Consider the following 18,211-nt stretch of genomic DNA (forward strand, 5'->3'; position numbering starts at 1 on the left):
CGCGATGATGGGAAATTAAATATTCGGCTGGGCGTCATTTGAAAAATGAATGGAATGGCGTCGGCAGTGGTGGCCGGGCGCGGCATGCGAATTGCTCGTCAGCGGGCTCCATCCACATCGACATCAGCGGAGGTGTCATGCAGCGATATTCATTTCGTCATGTATCGCGAGCCGTCTTCGCCGGCATCCTGATCGCGGGCCTTGCGGCAGGCGCGGGTTGCCAGAAGAAGAGCGACAGCGGCGGGGCGAGTTCCGAGTCGGGCGCAACGAGCGGCATGTCGGCCGCGCCGTCCACCGCACCGTCCGGCATGCCAGGCAGCGGAGCGGCCGGAAGCGCCGCGAGCATGCCGGGCGCGGCTTCCGCGCCGGGCGGCGCGAGCGGCGGCTGACGGGCGGCTGAACGACTGGGAGGACGGCGCGCAAGCCGCGCGCAAGTGCGCCGTTCGCGGATCGAGTGCCGTGCGGGCTTCGCACGTGCGCCGGGTGGCGCGCGTGTGTGCGGCCGTGCGCATGAAAGATTTGCAAGGACCGTTGTAGCGATTCCAGGACCGGCGGCGCCGGCTCGAGCCGCCGCACGCCGGCCGGACAGGAGGTGCGATGCAGAATGCGGAATCGAACGCTGACCCGCAAAAGCAGCGGGAACAGATCGAGAAGAGCCCGGTAAAGACGCCGGCGGCCGGCGACATGCCCGACGCGGCGACCCAGGCCGCCGAGGTGGCGCGGCGCCCGCTGACGCCGGAGGCGGTCGCGGGGAAAATGCCGACCGGCCTGCCGCCGATCGACGTCGGCGCGCACGCGGTCGACAGCGGAGACCCCGTGCGGCGCGCGGCCGGCCGGATCGTCACGCTCGACAACGCGAACATGGCGACGACCGACAACACGGTCGACGTCGACGGCAAGGGCAAGGAAGCGGCCGCGGGCGCATCGGAGTGGCACGACAACGTGATCTATTCGAATGCGTCGCTCGCCGACGCGGTCGATACGCCCGACGAAGGGCTCGGCGGGATCGAGAGCCGCCCGTCCGGCAACCTGCCGCAGATCGCGACGCGGCCGGGCTGGCGCGTGCGCCATGTCGGCGATGTCGATATTGCTGTCGAGCACGGCACCGGCACGCGCGCCGAGCATGTGATCCGTTTCGAGCGGGGCGACTGACGCCGAGGCTGGAGATCATCCGGCGGCCGGCGCAACCGCACCGGCCGCCGCGACCGTTTGGAGCCCTTACTGCGGGCCCAGTTCCAGTGCCGACGTATCGGCGTCGTTGCCTTGTGCAACGAGCACGTGAATGTCGTTCGGCGTCACGTCGCCGATTCCGCCCGACGGAATCGTCAAGAGCAGCCAGTCGGCGTTGTTGTTGATGGTGACCGGCGCGGTCTTGAGGATCGGTGCTTTGCTGCCGGCCACCGTGACGATCACCTGATAACTGCCGCCATTGAGGTAGATCGAATCCTGCGTCGATGCCGGTACCGCGTTCTGGTAGGCCGCGCCCGCCAGCGTCGGGCTTTGCGTCGAGATGTCGGTGCCGGGCGGAACGACATAGACGTCGACGTTCTGCGCGTTCGGCGACGCATTGAAGCTGCGCACGCGCGCCTTGTCCGACAGCAGGCCCTTGTTGTACGGATCGTCGATGACGGAAATCGCCGACGATTTGCTCGGCAGCGCGATCGTCGTGTAGTGATGGCCGTTCGCCGCGCTGAACGATTGCGCGGCGATGGTCGTCGTCGTGCCAGAGATGTCGTAGCTCGCGTTCTGCGTGCCCGAGTCGATGTCGTGATAGCGCGTCACGCCCTTGTACGCGACGCCCGACTGGTCGATCTTCGCGTTCAGGTAGTAGTCGAGGTTCGGCCCGGCCGGTACCGCGTTGATGAAGCGCGCCTGCGGCTTCGAGATGCCGAGTTCGGTGCCGACGTCGTTGCCGTCGCCGCCGCACGCCGCGAGCAAGGAAATGACTGAGCACAGGGCCACCAGTGTTCGTATTGATTTCATGTCGTCCTCTCGTTCAGGGAACCTGCTGGCGATGCGGGAACGCCGCGCTGGTTCGCGCGGTGCGCAGCGCAGGTTGGGTGAAGGATGCTGTCCGCCGGGGAGACGGGCGCGTGGATGGCGCAAGCGGTGTGCCTGCGCGGCGGACGACGAATCGAGGCAGGAAGCGCGCACGGACAGGCGTACGGGCGTGAGCGCCCGAAACGACGCACCGGCAGGGCAAAACTACTCACGGGATGAAAACGGGCGCGGTGCCGGGCTGTAAATCTTGCCTGCACTTGCGATCGTTTAACCATTCGAAACAATGTGTTCACTGAAAAGGGCATGATCTCCGGCGATCGGACGGGCATACTGTCGCCTATGTCGTTCAATGCACGTCGGGCCGACGTGTGCCTGCCCTCATGTCCATGTCAGTTTCTTTTCGAACCCTGCGATGGTTGACCGTCGCGGCTGCCGCATGCTTGCTTGCCGCGTGTTCAACCGCTTCCGACGTGACCGCGACGTCGAACCCGAACGTATTCACCGTGACGACGCGCACGGTCGGCGTGTCGACGACGTGGGCCGACGCCCATGAGAAGGCCGTCAACGAAGCCACCAACTACTGCACGCAGCGCGGGATGCGCGCGAGCATGAAGCAGGAATCGCTGACCGGTGGCCGCCGCGTCGATGCACGCTCCGAACTCGCGTTCGAGTGCCATCCGACCTTCGAGACGGCATCGAACCCGCGCGGTTGAGCGACGCGCGGCGTTGCCGCGCGACCGCCGCCGGAAGCGGCACCTGCGTTTTCCTTCCCCGCATGCAATCTGACCCGCGATACGCGCAAGCGCATCGCGGGTCGGCGCACGTCCGGCGTAACCTGCGCAGGCTACGCCGGCTGCGCCTCGTACAGCTTCACGCACGCGGAGAAGTCGAGCGTGCCGAGCCCTTGCTGGCTCATCGACTGATAAAGCTGCTGCGCGAGCGCGCCCATCCATACCGGCTGGTGCGCGCTTCGTGCGGCTTCGGTCGCGAGCCCGAGATCCTTCAGCATCAGGTTCGCCGCGAAACCGCCCGCATAACCGCGCGCGGCCGGCGCCGTGTCGTTCACGCCCGGATACGGGTTGTATGTGTCCGAGCTCCAGCAGCGGCCTGTCGACGTGTTGATGATGCCGGCCAGCACGGCCGGCTCGATGCCGAGCGCGGCACCGAGCGCCATCGCTTCCGACACGCCCATCATCGAGATCCCGAGCAGCAGGTTGTTGCAGATCTTTGCGATCTGCCCGGTGCCCGTGCCGCCGCAATGCACGACGTTCCTGCCCATGTCGAGCAGCACGGGGCGGATGCGCTCGAACAGCGCGGCGTCCGCGCCGACCATGAAGGTCAGCGTGCCGGCCTGCGCGCCGCCGGTGCCGCCCGACACGGGCGCGTCGGCGAGCGGGAAGTCGCGCTGCGCGGCGGCTTCCGCCACCGCGCGCACGGTGGCGGGGTCGATCGTGCTGCAGTCGACCAGCGTCGTGCCCGCGCGCGCGCCGGCCAGCACGCCGTCGTCGCCGAGGTAGACGGCGCGCACGTGCTGCGCGGCCGGCAGCATCGTGATCACGACCGCCCCGCGCGCGGCCGCGTCGCGCGGCGAGCCGGCCGCCGTTGCGCCCGCGCGCACCGCGGCGTCGACCGCGTTCGCGTCGAGGTCGAACACCGTCAGCGCGTGGCCGGCCTTGAGCAGGTTGGCGGCCATGGGGCCGCCCATGTTGCCGAGCCCGATGAATGCGATTTCCATGTGCGAGTCCCTCAATCAACGCAGCGCGATCGTCGTGTTCACGCCGCCGGCCGTCGCATCGTCGTCGAACCAGCGCGCGGTGACCGTCTTCGTCTGCGTGTAGAACTGCACGACCTGCTTGCCGTACGGGCCGAGATCGCCGAGCTTCGAGCCGCGCGAGCCCGTGAAGCTGAAGTAGGGCACCGGCACCGGAATCGGGATGTTGATGCCGACCTGGCCGATGTCGATCTCGCTCTGGAACTTGCGCGCGGCCGCGCCGCTCTGCGTGAACAGCCCGACGCCGTTGCCCATCGGGTTGCGGTTGACGAGCGCGATCGCTTCGTCGAGCGTGTCGGCTTCGAGCACGACCACCACCGGCCCGAAGATTTCTTCCGTATAGATCGACATGTCGGTCGTCACGCCCGAGAAGATCGTCGGGCCGACGAAGTTGCCGCGCTCGTAGCCGGGCACCTTCACGTTGCGGCCGTCGAGTTCGAGCTTCGCGCCCGCCTTCACGCCTTCGTCGATCAGCGACAGGATGCGTTCCTTCGCGGCCTTCGACACAACCGGGCCGACGTCGGTGCCGGCTTCCGCGCCCGCATTCACCTTCAGAAGCTTCGCCTTCTCGACGAGCTCGGGCAGCCAGTCGCGCGCCTGGCCGACGAGCACGACGACCGACGTCGCCATGCAGCGCTGGCCGGCCGCGCCGAAGCCCGCGCCGACGAGCGCGTTGATCGTCTGCTCGCGGTGCGCGTCGGGCAGCACGACCGCGTGGTTCTTCGCGCCCATCATCGACTGCACGCGCTTGCCGTGCTGGCTGCCGAGGTTGTACACGTGCGTGCCGACGCGCGTCGAGCCGACGAACGAGATCGCCTTGATGTCCGGATGCGTGCACAGGCGGTCGACCGCGGTCTTGCCGCCGTGCACGACGTTCAGTACACCTTTGGGCATGCCGGCCTCGATCGCGAGTTCGACGAGCTGCATCGTCGACAGCGGGTCCTGCTCCGACGGCTTCAGCACGAACGTGTTGCCGCACACGATCGCCATCGGGAACATCCACAGCGGGATCATCCCGGGAAAGTTGAACGGCGTGATGCCCGCACACACGCCGATCGGCTGGCGCAGCGTGTAGGTATCGACGCCGCCCGCGACGTTCTCCGCGAATTCGCCTTGCTGCAGCGTGCCGATCGAGCACGCGTGCTCGACCACTTCGAGGCCGCGGAAGATGTCGCCCTGCGCGTCGGGCAGCGTCTTGCCTTGCTCGGCCGTCAGCGTGTGCGCGATCCGTTCGAGATTGCGGCGCACGAGATCCTGGAACTTCAGCATGATGCGCAGCCGGGCGCCGATCGGCGTCGTCTTCCACGTCTGGAATGCGCGCTGCGCGGACGCGATCGCGGCGTCGACCTCGTCGAGCGTCGCATACGGCACGCGGCCGATCGTTTCCTGCGTCGCGGGGTTGACGATGTCGCCCCATTCGGCGCTTTGCGATTCGACGAACGCGCCGTCGATCAGCAGCTTGGCGGTGGGCAGGGCGAGGGTGGTCTGGGGAACTGCGGCGTTCATGGAACTCTCCGGGAAGGAAGCGGTGTTGCGATGAGAAAGGGGGGCTGTATCCGCCGCACGTGCAGGCGCGGCGGACAGCAGGGCGAACTGGGTTCGGACGGATGCCGGCCGGCGTGCTCAGGCGCGCGGCGGCCGCATCAGTGCGGTACACACGAGCGCGAACATGCCGAAGCCGACGAGGTACGCGATCACGTAATGCGGCTGGCCGCCGCCGGCCTTCAGCAGCGACGTCGCGATCATCGGCGCGAAGCCGCCGCCGATCACGCCGGCGAGCTGCACCGACAGCGAGATGCCGCTGTAGCGGATTTCCGCCGGGAACTGCTGCGCGAACAGCAGCGATTCCGGCGCATAGAGGATCGGGAACACGACGCCGAGGCCGAGCACGATCGCCCACCATGCGTACGACGTCTGCTGCGTGCCGAGCATCATGAAGAACGGCGCGGCGAACGCGCACATCAGCACGAGGCCGATCGCGAACATCCGGCGCTGGCCGATGCGGTCGCTCAGGTGGCCGCACAGCGGCATCGTGACGAGCGACAGCACGGCGCCGGCCGTGATCGCGTGCAGCATCTCGGCCTTCGGCAGGTGAAGCTGCTGCGTCGCGTATGCGAGCGCGAACGTGACGACCATGTAGAACCACGTGTTCTCGGCGGCGCGCGCGCCGACGATCGTCAGCACCTCGCGCGGATGGCGGCGCAGCGCGGCCGTCACCGGCGACTTCTCGGCCTTGCCCTGGCGCTGCATCTTCTCGAAGTCGGGCGACTCGGGCACCTTCGCGCGGATGAACCAGCCGAGGCCGACGAGCGCGATGCTCGCGAGGAACGGCACGCGCCAGCCCCACGACAGCATGTCGGCTTCCGGCAGCGCGGCCACCGCGGCCATCGCGAGCGACGACAGGATCAGGCCGAGCCCGACACCCGTCTGCGGCAGGCTGCCGAATAGCCCCTTGCGGCCCTTCGGCGCGTGTTCGACGGCCATCAGCACCGCGCCGCCCCATTCGCCGCCGACGGCCATCCCCTGCAGGAAGCGCATCGCGATCAGCAGCGCGGCCGCCCAGTAGCCGATGCTGTCGTATGACGGGATCAGCCCGATGATCATGCTCGGCACGCCCATCAGCAGCAGCGTGATCATCAGCATCGACTTGCGGCCGACCCGGTCGCCGAAGTGGCCGAACACGATGCCGCCCATCGGCCGGCCGATGAAGCCGACCGCGAACGTACCGAACGCGGCGAGCGTGCCGACGACGGGGTCCAGCGACGGGAAGAAGATGCGGTTGAACACGAGCGCGGCGGCCGTGCCGTAGAGGAAGAAGTCGTACCACTCGATCGTCGTGCCGGCCATGCTGGCCCAGCCGGCCAGCAGGTAGTGCTTCGCGGTGCGGGCGGGAGCCGGCGTCGCGACTGTCGCATGCTCATCGAGGGTGGATCGGGTCTGCATGGTGTCTCCGTGGTGGTTGCCGCGGCTCATGGTCCGCAGGTCACGGTCGAGTATAGTTATGCGCAGATTCATGATGTACCGATAAAGAAACCGGTTGGATATGCATTTCTGCATATCGACGGCCGGCCCGGAGACTCCAGCCCTTTTTTCCACGCCGATGCGACATGCCACCGAGCCGGTTTCCGGCAACCTGAACTGGGACGACCTGCGCTTCTTCCTCGAAGTCGCGCGCACGCAGCGCGCGAGCGGCGCCGCGAAGCGGCTCGGGGTCGACTACACGACCGTCGCGCGGCGCGTTCGCGCGCTCGAGGCCGCGATGGGCACGCTGCTGTTCGACAAGTCGCGCTCCGGCGGCTTCACGCTGACGGCCGAAGGGCAGCGGCTCGTCGCGTATGCGGACGCGATGGAGACGACCGTGCAGTCCGCGTGCGACCAGGTCGCGAATACCGGCGAGGCGCTGTCGGGCCACGTGCGGATCGGGTCGACCGAGGGGTTCGGCTGTTTTTTCCTGGCGCCGCAGCTCGCGCAGTTTCGCGCCGCGCATCCGCACGTGACGGTCGATCTGCTGCCGGTCCCGCATTTCGTCAACCTGCCGAAGCGCGAGGCCGACCTGGCGATCACGCTCGAGCGGCCCGAGCGCGGGCCTTACGTGTTCACGAAGCTGTGCGACTACCAGTTGCGGCTCTACGCGACGCGCGACTATCTCGCGAACCATGCGCCGATCACGTGCACGGACGATCTCGCGCGGCACGCGTTCATCAGCTATGTCGACGATCTCGCGTTCAGCAGCGAGCTGCTGTACCTGGACCGCGCCGTGCCGGGCGCGACGGCCGGGCTGCGCACGACGAGCGTGATCGCGCAATATTTCGCGGCGCAGCAGGGCGGCGGGCTCGCGATCCTGCCGTGCTTCATGGCGGCCACGCAGCCGGCGCTGGTGCCGGTGCTGCCGGACGACGTGGTCGTCACGCGGTGCTTCTGGCTGACCTGCCGCGAGGACTTGCGCAAGCTGCGGCGCGTGACCGCGCTGTGGGATTACCTGCGTGCGGCGGCGGAGGCGAACCGGGAATTGCTGATGGGGGCGTCAGGGACGTTGAAATTCGTCGGCGAGCCGGAATAGCGGGTGACCGAAGCGACGGCGATTCGCCTGGTGCTGGCGGCGAAGGGGCGAACCGCGCAGCCGGCATTCAACCCGGGCAGCCGAGCCGGTCAGCGAGTTCGTTCAGGTCCCTGACGTCGAAGTCCCATGCTTCGTCGGCTTCCAGGTCGGTCGTCTGGCCGGGCCCGTGTTCGGTCGGGCGCAGCACGAACGCGGTCGACAGCCCCTGCCGGCGCGCGGCGGCGAGATCGCCGTTGTGCGCCGCGACCAGGCACAGCTCGGCCGGCGCGACGCCGAGAATCTCGACCGTGTCGCTGTACACCTGCGGCGACGGCTTGTACGCGCGGACGACCTCCGCGCCGAGGATCGCGTCCCACGGCAGCCCCGCGCGTTTCGCGACGTCGACCATCAGCCGGATGTTGCCGTTCGACAGCGGCGCGATGATGAAGCGCCGCTTCAGCCGGTGCAGCGCGGCGACGGCGTCGGGCCACGGGTCGAGGCTGTGCCACGCGAGGTTGAGCGCGTCGATGTCCGCGTCGGGCACGTCGACGATCCCGTAGCGGTCGAGCGTGCGCACGAGGTTCTCGCGATGCAGCACGTCGAGCCGCACGTAGCGGCGGCGCCCGCTGCGGATTTCTTCCATCGACGGCGAATATTCGGCGCGCCACGCATCGGCGAACGCGAACGGGTCGAGCGCCGGCGCGTGGCGTTCCAGAAAGGCGGCGGCGCCGCGTGCGACGCCGCTTCTCCAGTCGACGATCGTTCCGAAGACATCGAAAACGAGCGCCTTGATTTCGGCAGGGTTCGTCATGGTGATCCAGTGAAGGTCGTTCGATGAGGACACACATCGCCGTGCCGCCGGAATGCGCGACGCCGGTTCGATCGACATTGAATCACGGATACGAAAACGCGGCTTGGCCGGGCCGCGATGGCTTCCGGGGGCTGCCGGAACGGGGGCAAGGGCGCGGCCGCCGGCCGGAAAACACCGGTGGTCGCGCGTATGCCTGCTGATCGACTTCCTGGCCGAACGCATCCGGAAGGATTGACGGGCGGCGCGGCAACCGCGCGTAAGCCCTGATGCGCTCGGACGCGCGGGGTGTCACGGATTGGTGTTAAATACATTTCGGCGCGCGCTGGCTCGACGCGCAAACGGGGCGCACCGGGCTCGGCGTAAACCCGGAGCGAAAAACGGCACGAAGGATCGATAACGAATCGGGCGCATCTGCCCCGGTCGGACAGACGGCAGGATTCGACTTGAATACCGAACCGCAAAGTTCTCGTTACAGCCTCGGCCTCGCGGCGGAAGTGCTCGCGTCCGAGCAAAGCGTGCTGAGGCTGATCACGCGCAACACACCGCTGCCGGAACTGTTGATCGAAGTCTGCCGGCGCGCCGAGACTTTGCTCGGCGACGGCGCATCGTGCACGATCCTGCTGCTCGATACGGACGGCGTGCACGTGCGTGTCGGCGCGGCGCCGTCGTTGCCCGCGCAGTACAGCGCCGCGATCGACGGCGCGTCGATCGGGCCCGCCGCGGGCTCATGCGGCACGGCGATGTACGAACGCCGGATGATCGCCGTCGAGGACATCGAAACCGATCCGCTGTGGGCCGACTACCGTTCCGTCGCGTTGCCGCTGGGCCTGCGCGCGTGCTGGTCGGTGCCGTTCCTCGACGAGGCCGGCGCGGTGCTCGGCGCGTTCGCCGTCTATCACCGCACGCCGCGCCGGCCGAGCGACGAGGAAGCCGCACTGTTGCGCGATATCGGCAACAGCGTCGGCCTCGCGGTTCACCAGGACCGGATGGTGCGGCAGCTCGCGCGCAGCGAGGAACATCACCGGCTCGTCGTCAACAGCCTGAACGAAGGAATCCTCGTCGTGTCGCGCGACGGCGTCGTGGTCGCGAGCAACCCGAGCGCGAACCGGATGATGCGCGTGAAGGGCGACCTCGTCGGCCGCCGGTTGTCGACGGTGATCCTGCGCAAGCTGCGCGAGGACGGCACGTTGATCGCGCCGGACGACTGGCCGAGCCGGCTCGCGCTCGTGACGGCCACGCCGCTGCTCGGCTACACGGTCGGCTTCGGCCTCGCGGACGGCGACGTCATCTGGGTGCGCGGCAACGCGGTGCCGATCGTGAAGCCGGGCGAGACGCAGGCCGACTCGGTGCTCGTGTCGTTCAACGACATCGGCCCGGTGCGCGAAGCGCAGCAGCAGTTGCGCTACATGGCGACGCGCGATGCGCTGACGGGCCTCTACAACCGCCGCTGGCTCGGCGACCGCATGCGCGAACTGTTCGGCGAGCGCGATGCGGCGGCCGGGCCCGCGCGCGTCGCGATCCTGTTCATCGATCTCGTCGGCTTCAAGAAGGTCAACGACACGGCCGGTCACGACGCGGGCGACGCGCTGCTGCGCAGCGTCGCGGCGCGGCTCGAGGCCTGCGCGGGCGGCCGGCACGCGCTCACGCGCGTCGGCGGCGACGAGTTCGTGATCCTCGTCGAGGACTGCGACGATCCTGACCGTCTCGCGGTGCTCGCGCGCGAGGTGATCGACGCGATCGCGAAGCCGTTCGCGATCGCGAACAACGAGTACTGGCTCGGCGTGTCGATCGGGATCAGCGTCGCGCCGCGCGACGGCGACGACGCCGTCACGCTGATGCGCAATGCCGATTCGGCGATGTACGACGCGAAGCAGCACGGCCGCAACCACTTCACGTTCTTCACCGCGCAGCTCAACCTGCGGCTGCAGCGCCGCTTCGCGATCGAGCAGTCGCTGCGGCGCGCGCTCGCGTCGGACATGCTGCGGCTCGCGTATCAGCCCGTCGTCGATGCGCGCAGCGGCCGCACGGTCGGCGCCGAGGCGCTGCTGCGCTGGACGAGCCCGGAACTCGGGCCGATGTCGCCGGCGGAATTCATCCCGGTCGCCGAAGATACGGGGCTGATCGTCGCGATCGGCCAGTGGGTGCTCGAAACCGCGTGCCGGCAGATGGCCGAATGGCGCCGTACGATCGCGCCGGACCTGATGCTGGCCGTGAACCTGTCGCCGCGGCAGTTCCACGAAGGGCTCGTCGAATCGGTCGGCCGCTGTCTCGCGCAAACGCGGCTCGATCCGTCCGCGCTCGAGCTCGAGATCACGGAAGGACTGCTGATGAACGACACGGACACCGTGCTGCCGATGCTCGAGGCGCTCACGGACATGAACGTGCGAATCTCGGTCGACGATTTCGGCACAGGTTATTCGTCGCTCGCGTACCTGAAGCGCTTTCCGCTGCACAACCTGAAGGTCGACCGTTCGTTCGTGTCGGGCGTGCCCGATCATCACGACTCGGTCGCGATCACGCAGGCGGTGGTCGCGATGGCGCATTCGCTCGGGATGAAGGTCACGGCCGAAGGCGTCGAGACGCAGGCGCAATCGAGGTTCCTGCAGCAGATCGGCTGCGACATGCAGCAGGGCTACCTGTTCAGCCGGCCGCTCGACGCGAACGACTACGCGCGCCGGCTCGGCGCCGCGTGAGCGCGGAGTGCGGGGTGCGGGCTCAGTCGTCGCGCGGCGCGCCGAAACCGCCGGCGCCTGGCGGCGGTGCCGACACATCGATCTCGACGCGGTTCTTGCCTTCGTGCTTCGCACGGTACAGCGCGCGGTCGGCGGCCTCGATCAGCACGGTCGTCGGCAGGCCGGGCGCCGGCACGATGCTCGCGCCGCCGATGCTGATCGTCACGGTGTTGCCCGTCGACGAATGCGCGTGCCGCAGCCGCAGCGCCTCGACCGCCAGACGGATCTTCTCGCCGAGCAGCCGTGCGGCGCCCGGCGACGTGGCCGGCATCACGACCGCGAATTCCTCGCCGCCGAAGCGCGCGGCGAGATCGCCCGACTGCCCGAGACAGCGCTCGATGGTCGACGCGATCTGCTTGAGCACGCTGTCGCCCGACACGTGCCCGTACGTGTCGTTGTACAGCTTGAAATTGTCGACGTCGATCATCAGCAGCGACAGCTCGCTGCGCTCGCGCGTGCCGCGCCGCCATTCGGCGGCCAGGTATTCGTCGAGATAGCGGCGGTTGGACAGCCCGGTCAGCCCGTCCGAGTGCGTGAGGCGCCGCAGTTCGAGATTGGCCTCGAGCAGCTGCTGCTGCGATTGCCGCAGCGCGCGATAGGCTTCGTCGCGCTGCAGCAGGTTCATGTACGAGCGCGAGTGGTAGCGGATGCGCGCGACGAGCTCGATGCGATCGGGCAGCTTCACGAGGTAGTCGTTCGCGCCGGCCGCGAACGCGGCGCTCTTGATCACCGGCTCTTCCTGCGTCGACAGCACGATGATCGGCACGTCGCGCGTCGCCGGATTCGCGCGGTACGTCTTCACGAGGCTCAGCCCGTCGGTGCCGGGCATCACGAGGTCCTGCAGGATCACGGTCGGCCGCGTCTCGATTGCGGTGGTCATCGCGTCGTCCGAGCGCGGGCAGTAGTGGAAGTCGATGCCTTCCTCGTCGACGAGCGCGCGTCGCACGGCTTCCGCGACGATCGTTTGATCGTCGACCAGCAGCACCATCGCCGGCACGTCGACGGGCGGCGTATGCGGGCCGCCCGGCGGGCGAGTCAGGTCGCTAGTCATGATCGATGCGGGTTGTTGCAAGGGCAGGCATGGGTGTTGCGCGTGTTCATCGTCGGGATCAGATTCGCGCGAGCGCCGCCAGCTCGCCCGCGATGCGGCCGAGCGGCAGGATCGCGCGCGCCGCGCCGAGCGCCGCGGCCGCCTTCGGCATGCCGTACACGGCGCTCGTCGCCTCGTCCTGCGCGATCGTATGGTAGCCCTTCATCCGCAGCGCCTTCAGGCCGATCGCGCCGTCGCGCCCCATCCCGGTGAGCAGCACGCCGATCACGCGGCCGGGCCAGTGCTCGGTCAGGCTGTTGAAGAACACGTCGACCGACGGCCGATACGGCGTGGCGGCCGGCTCGCGCGTGTATTCGAGCGTGCCGGCGCGCGTGATCCGCAGGTGATCGTCGGTCGCGGCGAGCAGCGCGACGCCAGGCTGCGGGCGGTCGCCTTCGCGCGCGACGCGCACGGCGAGCGGCGTCTGGCCGTCGAGCCATTGCGCCATGCCTTCGGCGAATGCGCGGTCGACGTGCTGCACGATCACGATCGGCGCGCTGAAATCGGCCGGCAGGGCGCCGAGGATCGACGCGAGCGCGCCGGGGCCGCCGGCCGATGCGCCGATCGCGACCAGCGGGCCGCCGCCGGCGCGGGTGGCCGTGCCGGCAATGCGCGTGCCGCCGGGCGCATCGAGCAGGCGGCCGATCTGGTCGATCTTCGCAAGCAGTAACCTGGTCGTATCGCCGGCCGCGCCATCGCCGAGCCGCGGCGTGTCGACCGCGTCGAGCGCACCGGCGCCCATCGCTTCGTACACGCGCCACGCGTTCGCGCCGATGCAGCTCGTCACGATCAGGATTGCGCACGGTCGTTCGGATCGCATGATCCGCCGTGTCGCTTCGATCCCGTCGAATTTCGGCATGATCAGGTCCATCAGCACGACGTCGGGCGGCTGCGCGGCGCACAGTTCGACGGCCTGCGCGCCGTCGGTCGCGACCCACAGCACGCGGTGCTCGGGCCGACGCGCGATCGCGCGGCGCATCGCCTCGACGGCAAGCGGGAGGTCGTTGACGATGCCGATGTTCACAAGCGGAATTCTCCGGTCGGTTCGTAATGTTGGATATGGGCCGGGTTCATGGAAGGGGCTGCCTGTTCGGCGCCGCCGGGCGGCATCGGTGGCCGGCGGCGCGGCATTCTTTTTCGGTTGGCGACGCCCCGAATGCTGTCATGCGGCGCGGGCGGCGGCAATCGAAAAATTTGCGCATGGCGCTGTTCCAGTACGTTTCCTCTATGACGATGACGGTGCGGCGCTTCCGGCCGGTAACGGAACCGGGCCGGCGCAGTCGTGCATGCCGGGGCCATGCGATCTCGGCACGGCAGGCCGCCGAAGGACGCATGTTACCGTGCCGGCTTCGACACGAAGAACGAGGAGAACCGGATGGCTGCGCCCGACACCACGCTCGTCAGCCGCGACCCATACGCGCCGGTCGTGATCGAACGCGACGGCCGGTTGCTGTACCGGATCGACATCGAGAGCGGGCACGCGTCGTTCTACCGCGAGTTTCCGGTCGGGCCCGACGCGGTTCGCGTGCTGCGCGACGACGCCGAGCGCTACTACTTCCTGTTCGCGGCGCTTCATCATCCGTACCAGTTGCGCGCGACTAACCTGTCCGACGCCGAGCGCGAACGCTACTTCAGCACGATCCTGTTTGCCGGCCGCGACGAGGTCGAAGCGTTCCTGACACAGCTCGACCGCGGCAGCAACGGCGCCGTATCGAACCTGCTGAGGATCTTCACGCGGGCCGACCACGGGCAACTGCGCGCGGGCCGGTGGTTCGGCGCGGGCGCCGGCACGCCGGCCGCATAGCCGGTCGCATAGCCGGTCGCAACCGGGCACCCGGCCGCGTACCGGATGCGCGGCCGCGCCGTCAATGGCTGCGCGCGTACCCCTGGATCAGCGCGCGCATCATCCCTTCGACCGTCGCGTCGAGCAGGTCGGATTCCTGCTCGGCCTCCTCGACGAGCGCGGCATAGGCGGTCGCGAGCGTCACGCGGTCGACTTCATTGCGCTGTTCCATCAGCGTGACCATCCCGTCCTTCGCCAGATGAGCGGAGAACGCGCGGCTGCCGATGGTCTGGAATACGTCAATCATGGCGGCTCTCCCGTACGTTGCAGATGCTTTCCAGTTTAGTCGGCGCACCGGGGCTCCGCCACGCGCGGCGGCCCGTGCCGGCCGCCGCCGGCCGCGCGAATGCGGGGAAGCGCATGCCGCAACGCGTGCGGCCGCGCCGCCCGACCGACGATCGATTCCTCCGATGAAACACCGCCGACACATGGCCCGTGCACGGTGTCCGCATGCTTCAACGTTTACCCGAACCGGCAAATCGTCGACTTTTTATCGATAAAGTCTCGTGTTAGATTTCGCGGTCAGAGCCCGGTCCAAACCGTGCAGGCGGCCGCTGCAAAGGCGCCGCGCGTCCAACACAAGGCAAGGAGGAGCAATGCTGGTGCTGATTGGGGTGCCGATCGTCGTGATCGGTTTCGCGCTGCGCTTCAATGCGCTGCTGGTGGTCACGATCGCGGGGCTCGCGACGGGGCTGGCGGGCGGGCTGAATCTCGTCGACATCGTCAGCGCGTTCGGCAAGGCGTTCACCGAAAACCGCTACATGGGCCTCATCTGGCTGACGCTGCCGGTGATCGCGCTGCTCGAGCGCAACGGGCTCAAGGAGCAGGCGAAGCGGATGATCTCGCGCGTGCAAGCGGCCACCACGGGTCGCGTGCTGATGCTGTACTTCGTGCTGCGCCAGGCGACGGCCGCGCTCGGCCTCACGTCGCTCGGCGGCCATGCGCAGATGGTGCGGCCGCTGATCGCGCCGATGGCCGAGGCCGCCGCCGTCGACCGGCACGGCGAACTGCCCGAGTCGGTGCGCCAGCAGATCCGCGCGCATGCGTCGGGCGTCGACAACATCGCCGTGTTCTTCGGCGAGGACATCTTCATCGCGATCCAGTCGATCCTGCTGATCAAGGGCTTTCTCGAACAGAACGGGATCGTCGTCGAGCCGCTGCATCTGTCGGTATGGGCGATCCCGACCGCGATCGCCGCGCTGCTGATCCACTGTACGCGCCTCGCGCTGCTCGACCGCCGGCTCGCGCGCGGCTGCGGCTTGCTGGCGCAGGAGGGCGCGCGATGATCGGCCTCGAATCGCTGTACACGCTCGCGGGGCTGATGTTCGCCGCGTTCGCGTGCTTCAACCTGACGGACCGCACGAACCCGCGGCGCGTCGTCAATTTCGCGTTCTGGGCGATCTACGCGGTCACGTTCCTGTTCGGCGCGCTGCTGCCGCATTTCGTGACGGGCTGCCTCGCGATCGGGCTCGCGGTGATCGCCGGCTCGGGCAAGCTCGGGCGCGGCAAGTCGGACGAAGCCGGCGAAGCGGCGGCCGTGCGGCGCGAGTCGCTCGCGCAGCGCTTCGGCAACCGGCTGTTCCTGCCCGCGCTGCTGATTCCGGTGGTCACGCTGATCGGCACGTTCGCGCTGAAGCGCGTGCCGTTCGTCGACCCGAAGAGCGTGACGCTGATCTCGCTCGTGCTCGGCACGATCGTCGCGTTCGTCGTCGCGCTCGCGATGCTGCGCGATTCGCCCGTCCATGCGCTGAAGGAAGCGCGCCACACGATGGACGCGGTCGGCTGGGCCGCGATCCTGCCGCAGATGCTCGCGGCGCTCGGCGCGCTGTTCGCGCTCGCCGGTGTCGGCGGCGTGGTGTCGGGGCTCGTGAAGGACTGGGTGCCGATCGATTCGCCGTTCGCGGTGGTCGCGGCCTACACGGTCGGCATGGCGCTGTTCACGATGATCATGGGCAACGGCTTCGCCGCGTTCCCGGTGATGACGGCCGGCATCGGCCTGCCGCTGATCGTCCACCAGTTCCACGGCAACCCGGCGATCGTCGGCGCGATCGGGATGCTGAGCGGCTTCTGCGGTACGCTGATGACGCCGATGGCCGCGAACTTCAACGTCGTGCCGGCGGCGCTGCTCGAACTGAAGGACAAGAACGGCGTGATCAAGGCGCAATGGCCGACGGCCGTGCTGCTGCTGGCCGTGAACACGCTGCTGATGTATGCATTCGTATTCCGCTTCTGACTCGATGGACGAGATTCTCATGACCGATCGACTCACGCCCGAACTCGCGTCGAAATTCGCGTCGCTCGCGCTCGCGCACCTGACCCGCGAATATCCGAACAAGCTCACGCATTCGCTCGAAGGTCCGCACGACGTGCAGGGGCCGCGCGCGCTGCATCCGATCTTCTACGGCAGCTACGACTGGCACTCGTGCGTGCACGGCTACTGGCTCGTGCTGCGCGTGCTCGAACGCTATCCGGCGCTGCCGGAGGCCGAGCGCATCGTCGCGATCGTCGACGCGCACTTCACCGACGCGAATGTCGCCGGCGAGCGCGCGTATCTCGCGCTGCCGCACAACAGCGGTTTCGAACGGCCGTACGGTTGGGCGTGGCTGCTCGCGCTGTCCGCGCAACTCGAGCGGCTCGCGCTGAAGGGCGTGCTGCCGCAGGCCGCGCGCTGGGCGAAGACGATGGCGCCGCTCACCGACCTGTTCGTGTCGCGCTTCGAGACCTTCCTGCCGAAAGCGACCTATCCGCTGCGCGTCGGCACGCACTTCAACACCGCATTCGCGCTGGCGCTCACGCTCGACTTCGCGCGCGATACGCAGCGCGACGGGCTCGCGGCGCTGATCGTCGGCACCGCGAAGCGCTGGCACCTGAACGACGTCGCGTGCCAGGCGTGGGAGCCGTCGGGCGACGAATTCCTGTCGCCCGCGCTGATGGAAGCCGAGCTGATGCGGCGCGTGCTGCCGGCAGCCGAATTCGACGGCTGGTTCGCGCGCTTTTTGCCGGATCTCGCGCGCGGCGAGCCGGCGACGCTGTTCGAGCCGGCGACGGTCAGCGACCGCAGCGACGGCAAGATCGCGCACCTCGACGGGCTGAACCTGAGCCGCGCGTGGTGCCAGCGGGCGCTCGCCGGCGCGCTGCCGGAAGGCGACGAACGGCGCGCGAAGCTGCTCGACGCGGCCGGCCGGCATCTCGCGAGCGCGCTCGCGCACGTGGCCGGCGATTACATGGGCGAGCACTGGCTCGCGACGTTCGCGTTGCTCGCGCTGGAAGCGTAGCGCGCGAGAGCGAAACCCCGCCGGCGGCAAGGTCATCGGCGCGCGGCTATACTCGCCGCTCGGTCCGCTTCGCGCCGCATTCATCGCGCGAAGCGGCTATCCGCCAGTTCGCCTCTTCGCCATGCACAAGCTCATTTCCTACATCGCCGCGATTCACGGGCTCGCCGGCCCCGTGTCGATCGTGTCGCATGCGACGTCGCACGACCGCTGGACCGACGACGATGTCGAGGTCGTGCGCGACGAAACCGAATACCGTTTCGACAACGGCGCGATCGTGCGCCGCTCGGTCGAGCAGGACCGCGCGCCGTCCGACCTGCTGTGCGCCGAATGCTGGATCGACTACGACGTGCTCCGCCATCCCGATGCGCAGCCGATCAGCCCGTCGCGGCTGACGTTCGACAACGCATGTCGCGAGACCTTCTGGCTGCGCTACCACCTCGCGTGAACGTGCGGACGTGTGTGGCCGCATCATCCTGGCGGCGCGCGGGCAGGTGCGCGCGTATGTCTGCGCCGTCAGGATCGGCGTGCGTCCCGGAATGGTGTGCGCAACAGAAATGAATTTGAATGATTTTGTGCTGAATCGGTCAGGTTTTGTCACAACGAGGTTGCCTTTGCGTGGCATGCAACACCGCTTTCCATTGCCCGGCGG

The 18,211-nt window shown here is 68.4% G+C and carries 18 protein-coding genes; 10 read left to right on the forward strand and 8 right to left on the reverse strand.

Features of this window, described 5'->3' with window-relative positions:
• Positions 1 to 137: 137 nt before the first annotated feature.
• Together FPJ27_RS09295 and FPJ27_RS09300 are read left to right on the forward strand one after the other, a co-directional pair.
• Positions 138 to 389: a hypothetical protein gene (locus FPJ27_RS09295; RefSeq protein ID WP_177318337.1), complete on the forward strand. Its 252-nt coding sequence runs from the start codon at positions 138 to 140 to the stop codon at positions 387 to 389.
• A gap of 208 nt (positions 390 to 597) precedes the next feature.
• Complete coding sequence (locus tag FPJ27_RS09300) at positions 598 to 1,152, forward strand: DUF3005 domain-containing protein (RefSeq protein ID WP_204422678.1); 555 nt, start codon at positions 598 to 600, stop codon at positions 1,150 to 1,152.
• Between the two features lie 66 nt (positions 1,153 to 1,218).
• Here FPJ27_RS09300 and FPJ27_RS09305 read toward each other — a convergent pair whose 3' ends face one another.
• Positions 1,219 to 1,983, reverse strand: coding sequence for a DUF4397 domain-containing protein (locus FPJ27_RS09305; protein ID WP_204422679.1), 765 nt, complete (start codon positions 1,981 to 1,983; stop codon positions 1,219 to 1,221).
• Between the two features lie 398 nt (positions 1,984 to 2,381).
• Here FPJ27_RS09305 and FPJ27_RS09310 point away from each other — a divergent pair, with 398 nt between their 5' ends.
• Entirely contained in the window at positions 2,382 to 2,714 is a 333-nt protein-coding gene (locus FPJ27_RS09310; protein WP_034179862.1) for a hypothetical protein, read from the forward strand.
• A gap of 131 nt (positions 2,715 to 2,845) precedes the next feature.
• Here the strand turns inward: FPJ27_RS09310 and mmsB are convergent, their stop codons facing one another.
• The 3 genes from mmsB to FPJ27_RS09325 all read right to left on the reverse strand — a co-directional run bounded on the left by mmsB (position 2,846) and on the right by FPJ27_RS09325 (position 6,715).
• Positions 2,846 to 3,736 (reverse strand): 3-hydroxyisobutyrate dehydrogenase, encoded by an 891-nt coding sequence (gene mmsB, locus FPJ27_RS09315; protein ID WP_204422680.1) that lies wholly within the window; start codon positions 3,734 to 3,736, stop codon positions 2,846 to 2,848.
• A gap of 15 nt (positions 3,737 to 3,751) precedes the next feature.
• A complete protein-coding gene (locus FPJ27_RS09320; RefSeq protein WP_204422681.1) occupies positions 3,752 to 5,278 on the reverse strand; it encodes a CoA-acylating methylmalonate-semialdehyde dehydrogenase in 1,527 nt (508 codons plus the stop codon).
• A 117-nt stretch (positions 5,279 to 5,395) separates the two neighbouring features.
• Entirely contained in the window at positions 5,396 to 6,715 is a 1,320-nt protein-coding gene (locus FPJ27_RS09325; RefSeq protein WP_204422682.1) for an MFS transporter, read from the reverse strand.
• A 157-nt stretch (positions 6,716 to 6,872) separates the two neighbouring features.
• On the opposite strand from FPJ27_RS09325, the gene FPJ27_RS09330 reads away from it, so the two are divergent.
• Entirely contained in the window at positions 6,873 to 7,832 is a 960-nt protein-coding gene (locus FPJ27_RS09330) for a LysR family transcriptional regulator (RefSeq protein ID WP_204422683.1), read from the forward strand.
• 67 nt (positions 7,833 to 7,899) lie between these two features.
• Here the strand turns inward: FPJ27_RS09330 and FPJ27_RS09335 are convergent, their stop codons facing one another.
• The gene (locus tag FPJ27_RS09335; RefSeq protein WP_204422684.1) at positions 7,900 to 8,622 is read right to left on the reverse strand and encodes a haloacid dehalogenase type II; all 723 of its coding nucleotides are present in this window, start codon (positions 8,620 to 8,622) and stop codon (positions 7,900 to 7,902) included.
• A gap of 443 nt (positions 8,623 to 9,065) precedes the next feature.
• On the opposite strand from FPJ27_RS09335, the gene FPJ27_RS09340 reads away from it, so the two are divergent.
• The gene (locus FPJ27_RS09340; RefSeq protein ID WP_204422690.1) at positions 9,066 to 11,315 is read left to right on the forward strand and encodes an EAL domain-containing protein; all 2,250 of its coding nucleotides are present in this window, start codon (positions 9,066 to 9,068) and stop codon (positions 11,313 to 11,315) included.
• A gap of 22 nt (positions 11,316 to 11,337) precedes the next feature.
• Here FPJ27_RS09340 and FPJ27_RS09345 read toward each other — a convergent pair whose 3' ends face one another.
• Positions 11,338 to 12,405: a diguanylate cyclase gene (locus tag FPJ27_RS09345; protein ID WP_204422691.1), complete on the reverse strand. Its 1,068-nt coding sequence runs from the start codon at positions 12,403 to 12,405 to the stop codon at positions 11,338 to 11,340.
• Positions 12,406 to 12,463: 58 nt separating this feature from the next.
• Positions 12,464 to 13,468: a chemotaxis response regulator protein-glutamate methylesterase gene (locus FPJ27_RS09350; protein ID WP_072436498.1), complete on the reverse strand. Its 1,005-nt coding sequence runs from the start codon at positions 13,466 to 13,468 to the stop codon at positions 12,464 to 12,466.
• 351 nt (positions 13,469 to 13,819) lie between these two features.
• Here FPJ27_RS09350 and FPJ27_RS09355 point away from each other — a divergent pair, with 351 nt between their 5' ends.
• Entirely contained in the window at positions 13,820 to 14,248 is a 429-nt protein-coding gene (locus tag FPJ27_RS09355; protein ID WP_204422692.1) for a hypothetical protein, read from the forward strand.
• 61 nt (positions 14,249 to 14,309) lie between these two features.
• On the opposite strand, the gene FPJ27_RS09360 is transcribed toward FPJ27_RS09355, so the two are convergent.
• Positions 14,310 to 14,534, reverse strand: a complete 225-nt coding sequence (locus FPJ27_RS09360) for a hypothetical protein (protein ID WP_072436500.1) — start codon at positions 14,532 to 14,534, stop codon at positions 14,310 to 14,312.
• 349 nt (positions 14,535 to 14,883) lie between these two features.
• On the opposite strand from FPJ27_RS09360, the gene FPJ27_RS09365 reads away from it, so the two are divergent.
• The 4 genes from FPJ27_RS09365 to FPJ27_RS09380 all read left to right on the forward strand — a co-directional run bounded on the left by FPJ27_RS09365 (position 14,884) and on the right by FPJ27_RS09380 (position 18,007).
• Positions 14,884 to 15,573 carry a DUF969 domain-containing protein gene (locus tag FPJ27_RS09365; protein ID WP_034179849.1) on the forward strand — a complete coding sequence of 230 codons (690 nt, stop codon included), beginning with the start codon at positions 14,884 to 14,886 and terminating at the stop codon, positions 15,571 to 15,573.
• Positions 15,570 to 16,520 carry a DUF979 domain-containing protein gene (locus FPJ27_RS09370; protein WP_072436502.1) on the forward strand — a complete coding sequence of 317 codons (951 nt, stop codon included), beginning with the start codon at positions 15,570 to 15,572 and terminating at the stop codon, positions 16,518 to 16,520. The genes FPJ27_RS09365 and FPJ27_RS09370 overlap by 4 nt, the downstream gene beginning before the upstream one ends.
• A gap of 19 nt (positions 16,521 to 16,539) precedes the next feature.
• Positions 16,540 to 17,562, forward strand: coding sequence for a DUF2891 domain-containing protein (locus tag FPJ27_RS09375; RefSeq protein ID WP_204422693.1), 1,023 nt, complete (start codon positions 16,540 to 16,542; stop codon positions 17,560 to 17,562).
• A gap of 121 nt (positions 17,563 to 17,683) precedes the next feature.
• Positions 17,684 to 18,007, forward strand: a complete 324-nt coding sequence (locus FPJ27_RS09380) for a hypothetical protein (RefSeq protein ID WP_204422694.1) — start codon at positions 17,684 to 17,686, stop codon at positions 18,005 to 18,007.
• Positions 18,008 to 18,211: the final 204 nt, after the last annotated feature.

It is taken from the genome of Burkholderia sp. MS455 (assembly GCF_016899445.1).
In the GTDB taxonomy this organism is placed as follows: Bacteria; Pseudomonadota; Gammaproteobacteria; order Burkholderiales; family Burkholderiaceae; genus Burkholderia; species Burkholderia pyrrocinia_C.

What these genes read in the sequence shown, in the direction of transcription:
- FPJ27_RS09345 (WP_204422691.1), bottom strand. Translation starts at nt 12,405, where the DNA reads ATGACTAGCGACCTGACTCGCCCGCCGGGCGGCCCGCATACGCCGCCC.
- FPJ27_RS09335 (WP_204422684.1), bottom strand. Translation starts at nt 8,622, where the DNA reads ATGACGAACCCTGCCGAAATCAAGGCGCTCGTTTTCGATGTCTTCGGA.
- FPJ27_RS09300 (WP_204422678.1), top strand. Translation starts at nt 598, where the DNA reads ATGCAGAATGCGGAATCGAACGCTGACCCGCAAAAGCAGCGGGAACAG.
- FPJ27_RS09370 (WP_072436502.1), top strand. Translation starts at nt 15,570, where the DNA reads ATGATCGGCCTCGAATCGCTGTACACGCTCGCGGGGCTGATGTTCGCC.
- FPJ27_RS09330 (WP_204422683.1), top strand. Translation starts at nt 6,873, where the DNA reads ATGCGACATGCCACCGAGCCGGTTTCCGGCAACCTGAACTGGGACGAC.
- FPJ27_RS09360 (WP_072436500.1), bottom strand. Translation starts at nt 14,534, where the DNA reads ATGATTGACGTATTCCAGACCATCGGCAGCCGCGCGTTCTCCGCTCAT.
- FPJ27_RS09365 (WP_034179849.1), top strand. Translation starts at nt 14,884, where the DNA reads ATGCTGGTGCTGATTGGGGTGCCGATCGTCGTGATCGGTTTCGCGCTG.
- FPJ27_RS09320 (WP_204422681.1), bottom strand. Translation starts at nt 5,278, where the DNA reads ATGAACGCCGCAGTTCCCCAGACCACCCTCGCCCTGCCCACCGCCAAG.
- FPJ27_RS09325 (WP_204422682.1), bottom strand. Translation starts at nt 6,715, where the DNA reads ATGCAGACCCGATCCACCCTCGATGAGCATGCGACAGTCGCGACGCCG.
- FPJ27_RS09295 (WP_177318337.1), top strand. Translation starts at nt 138, where the DNA reads ATGCAGCGATATTCATTTCGTCATGTATCGCGAGCCGTCTTCGCCGGC.
- mmsB (WP_204422680.1), bottom strand. Translation starts at nt 3,736, where the DNA reads ATGGAAATCGCATTCATCGGGCTCGGCAACATGGGCGGCCCCATGGCC.
- FPJ27_RS09310 (WP_034179862.1), top strand. Translation starts at nt 2,382, where the DNA reads ATGTCCATGTCAGTTTCTTTTCGAACCCTGCGATGGTTGACCGTCGCG.
- FPJ27_RS09355 (WP_204422692.1), top strand. Translation starts at nt 13,820, where the DNA reads ATGGCTGCGCCCGACACCACGCTCGTCAGCCGCGACCCATACGCGCCG.
- FPJ27_RS09380 (WP_204422694.1), top strand. Translation starts at nt 17,684, where the DNA reads ATGCACAAGCTCATTTCCTACATCGCCGCGATTCACGGGCTCGCCGGC.
- FPJ27_RS09305 (WP_204422679.1), bottom strand. Translation starts at nt 1,983, where the DNA reads ATGAAATCAATACGAACACTGGTGGCCCTGTGCTCAGTCATTTCCTTG.
- FPJ27_RS09375 (WP_204422693.1), top strand. Translation starts at nt 16,540, where the DNA reads ATGACCGATCGACTCACGCCCGAACTCGCGTCGAAATTCGCGTCGCTC.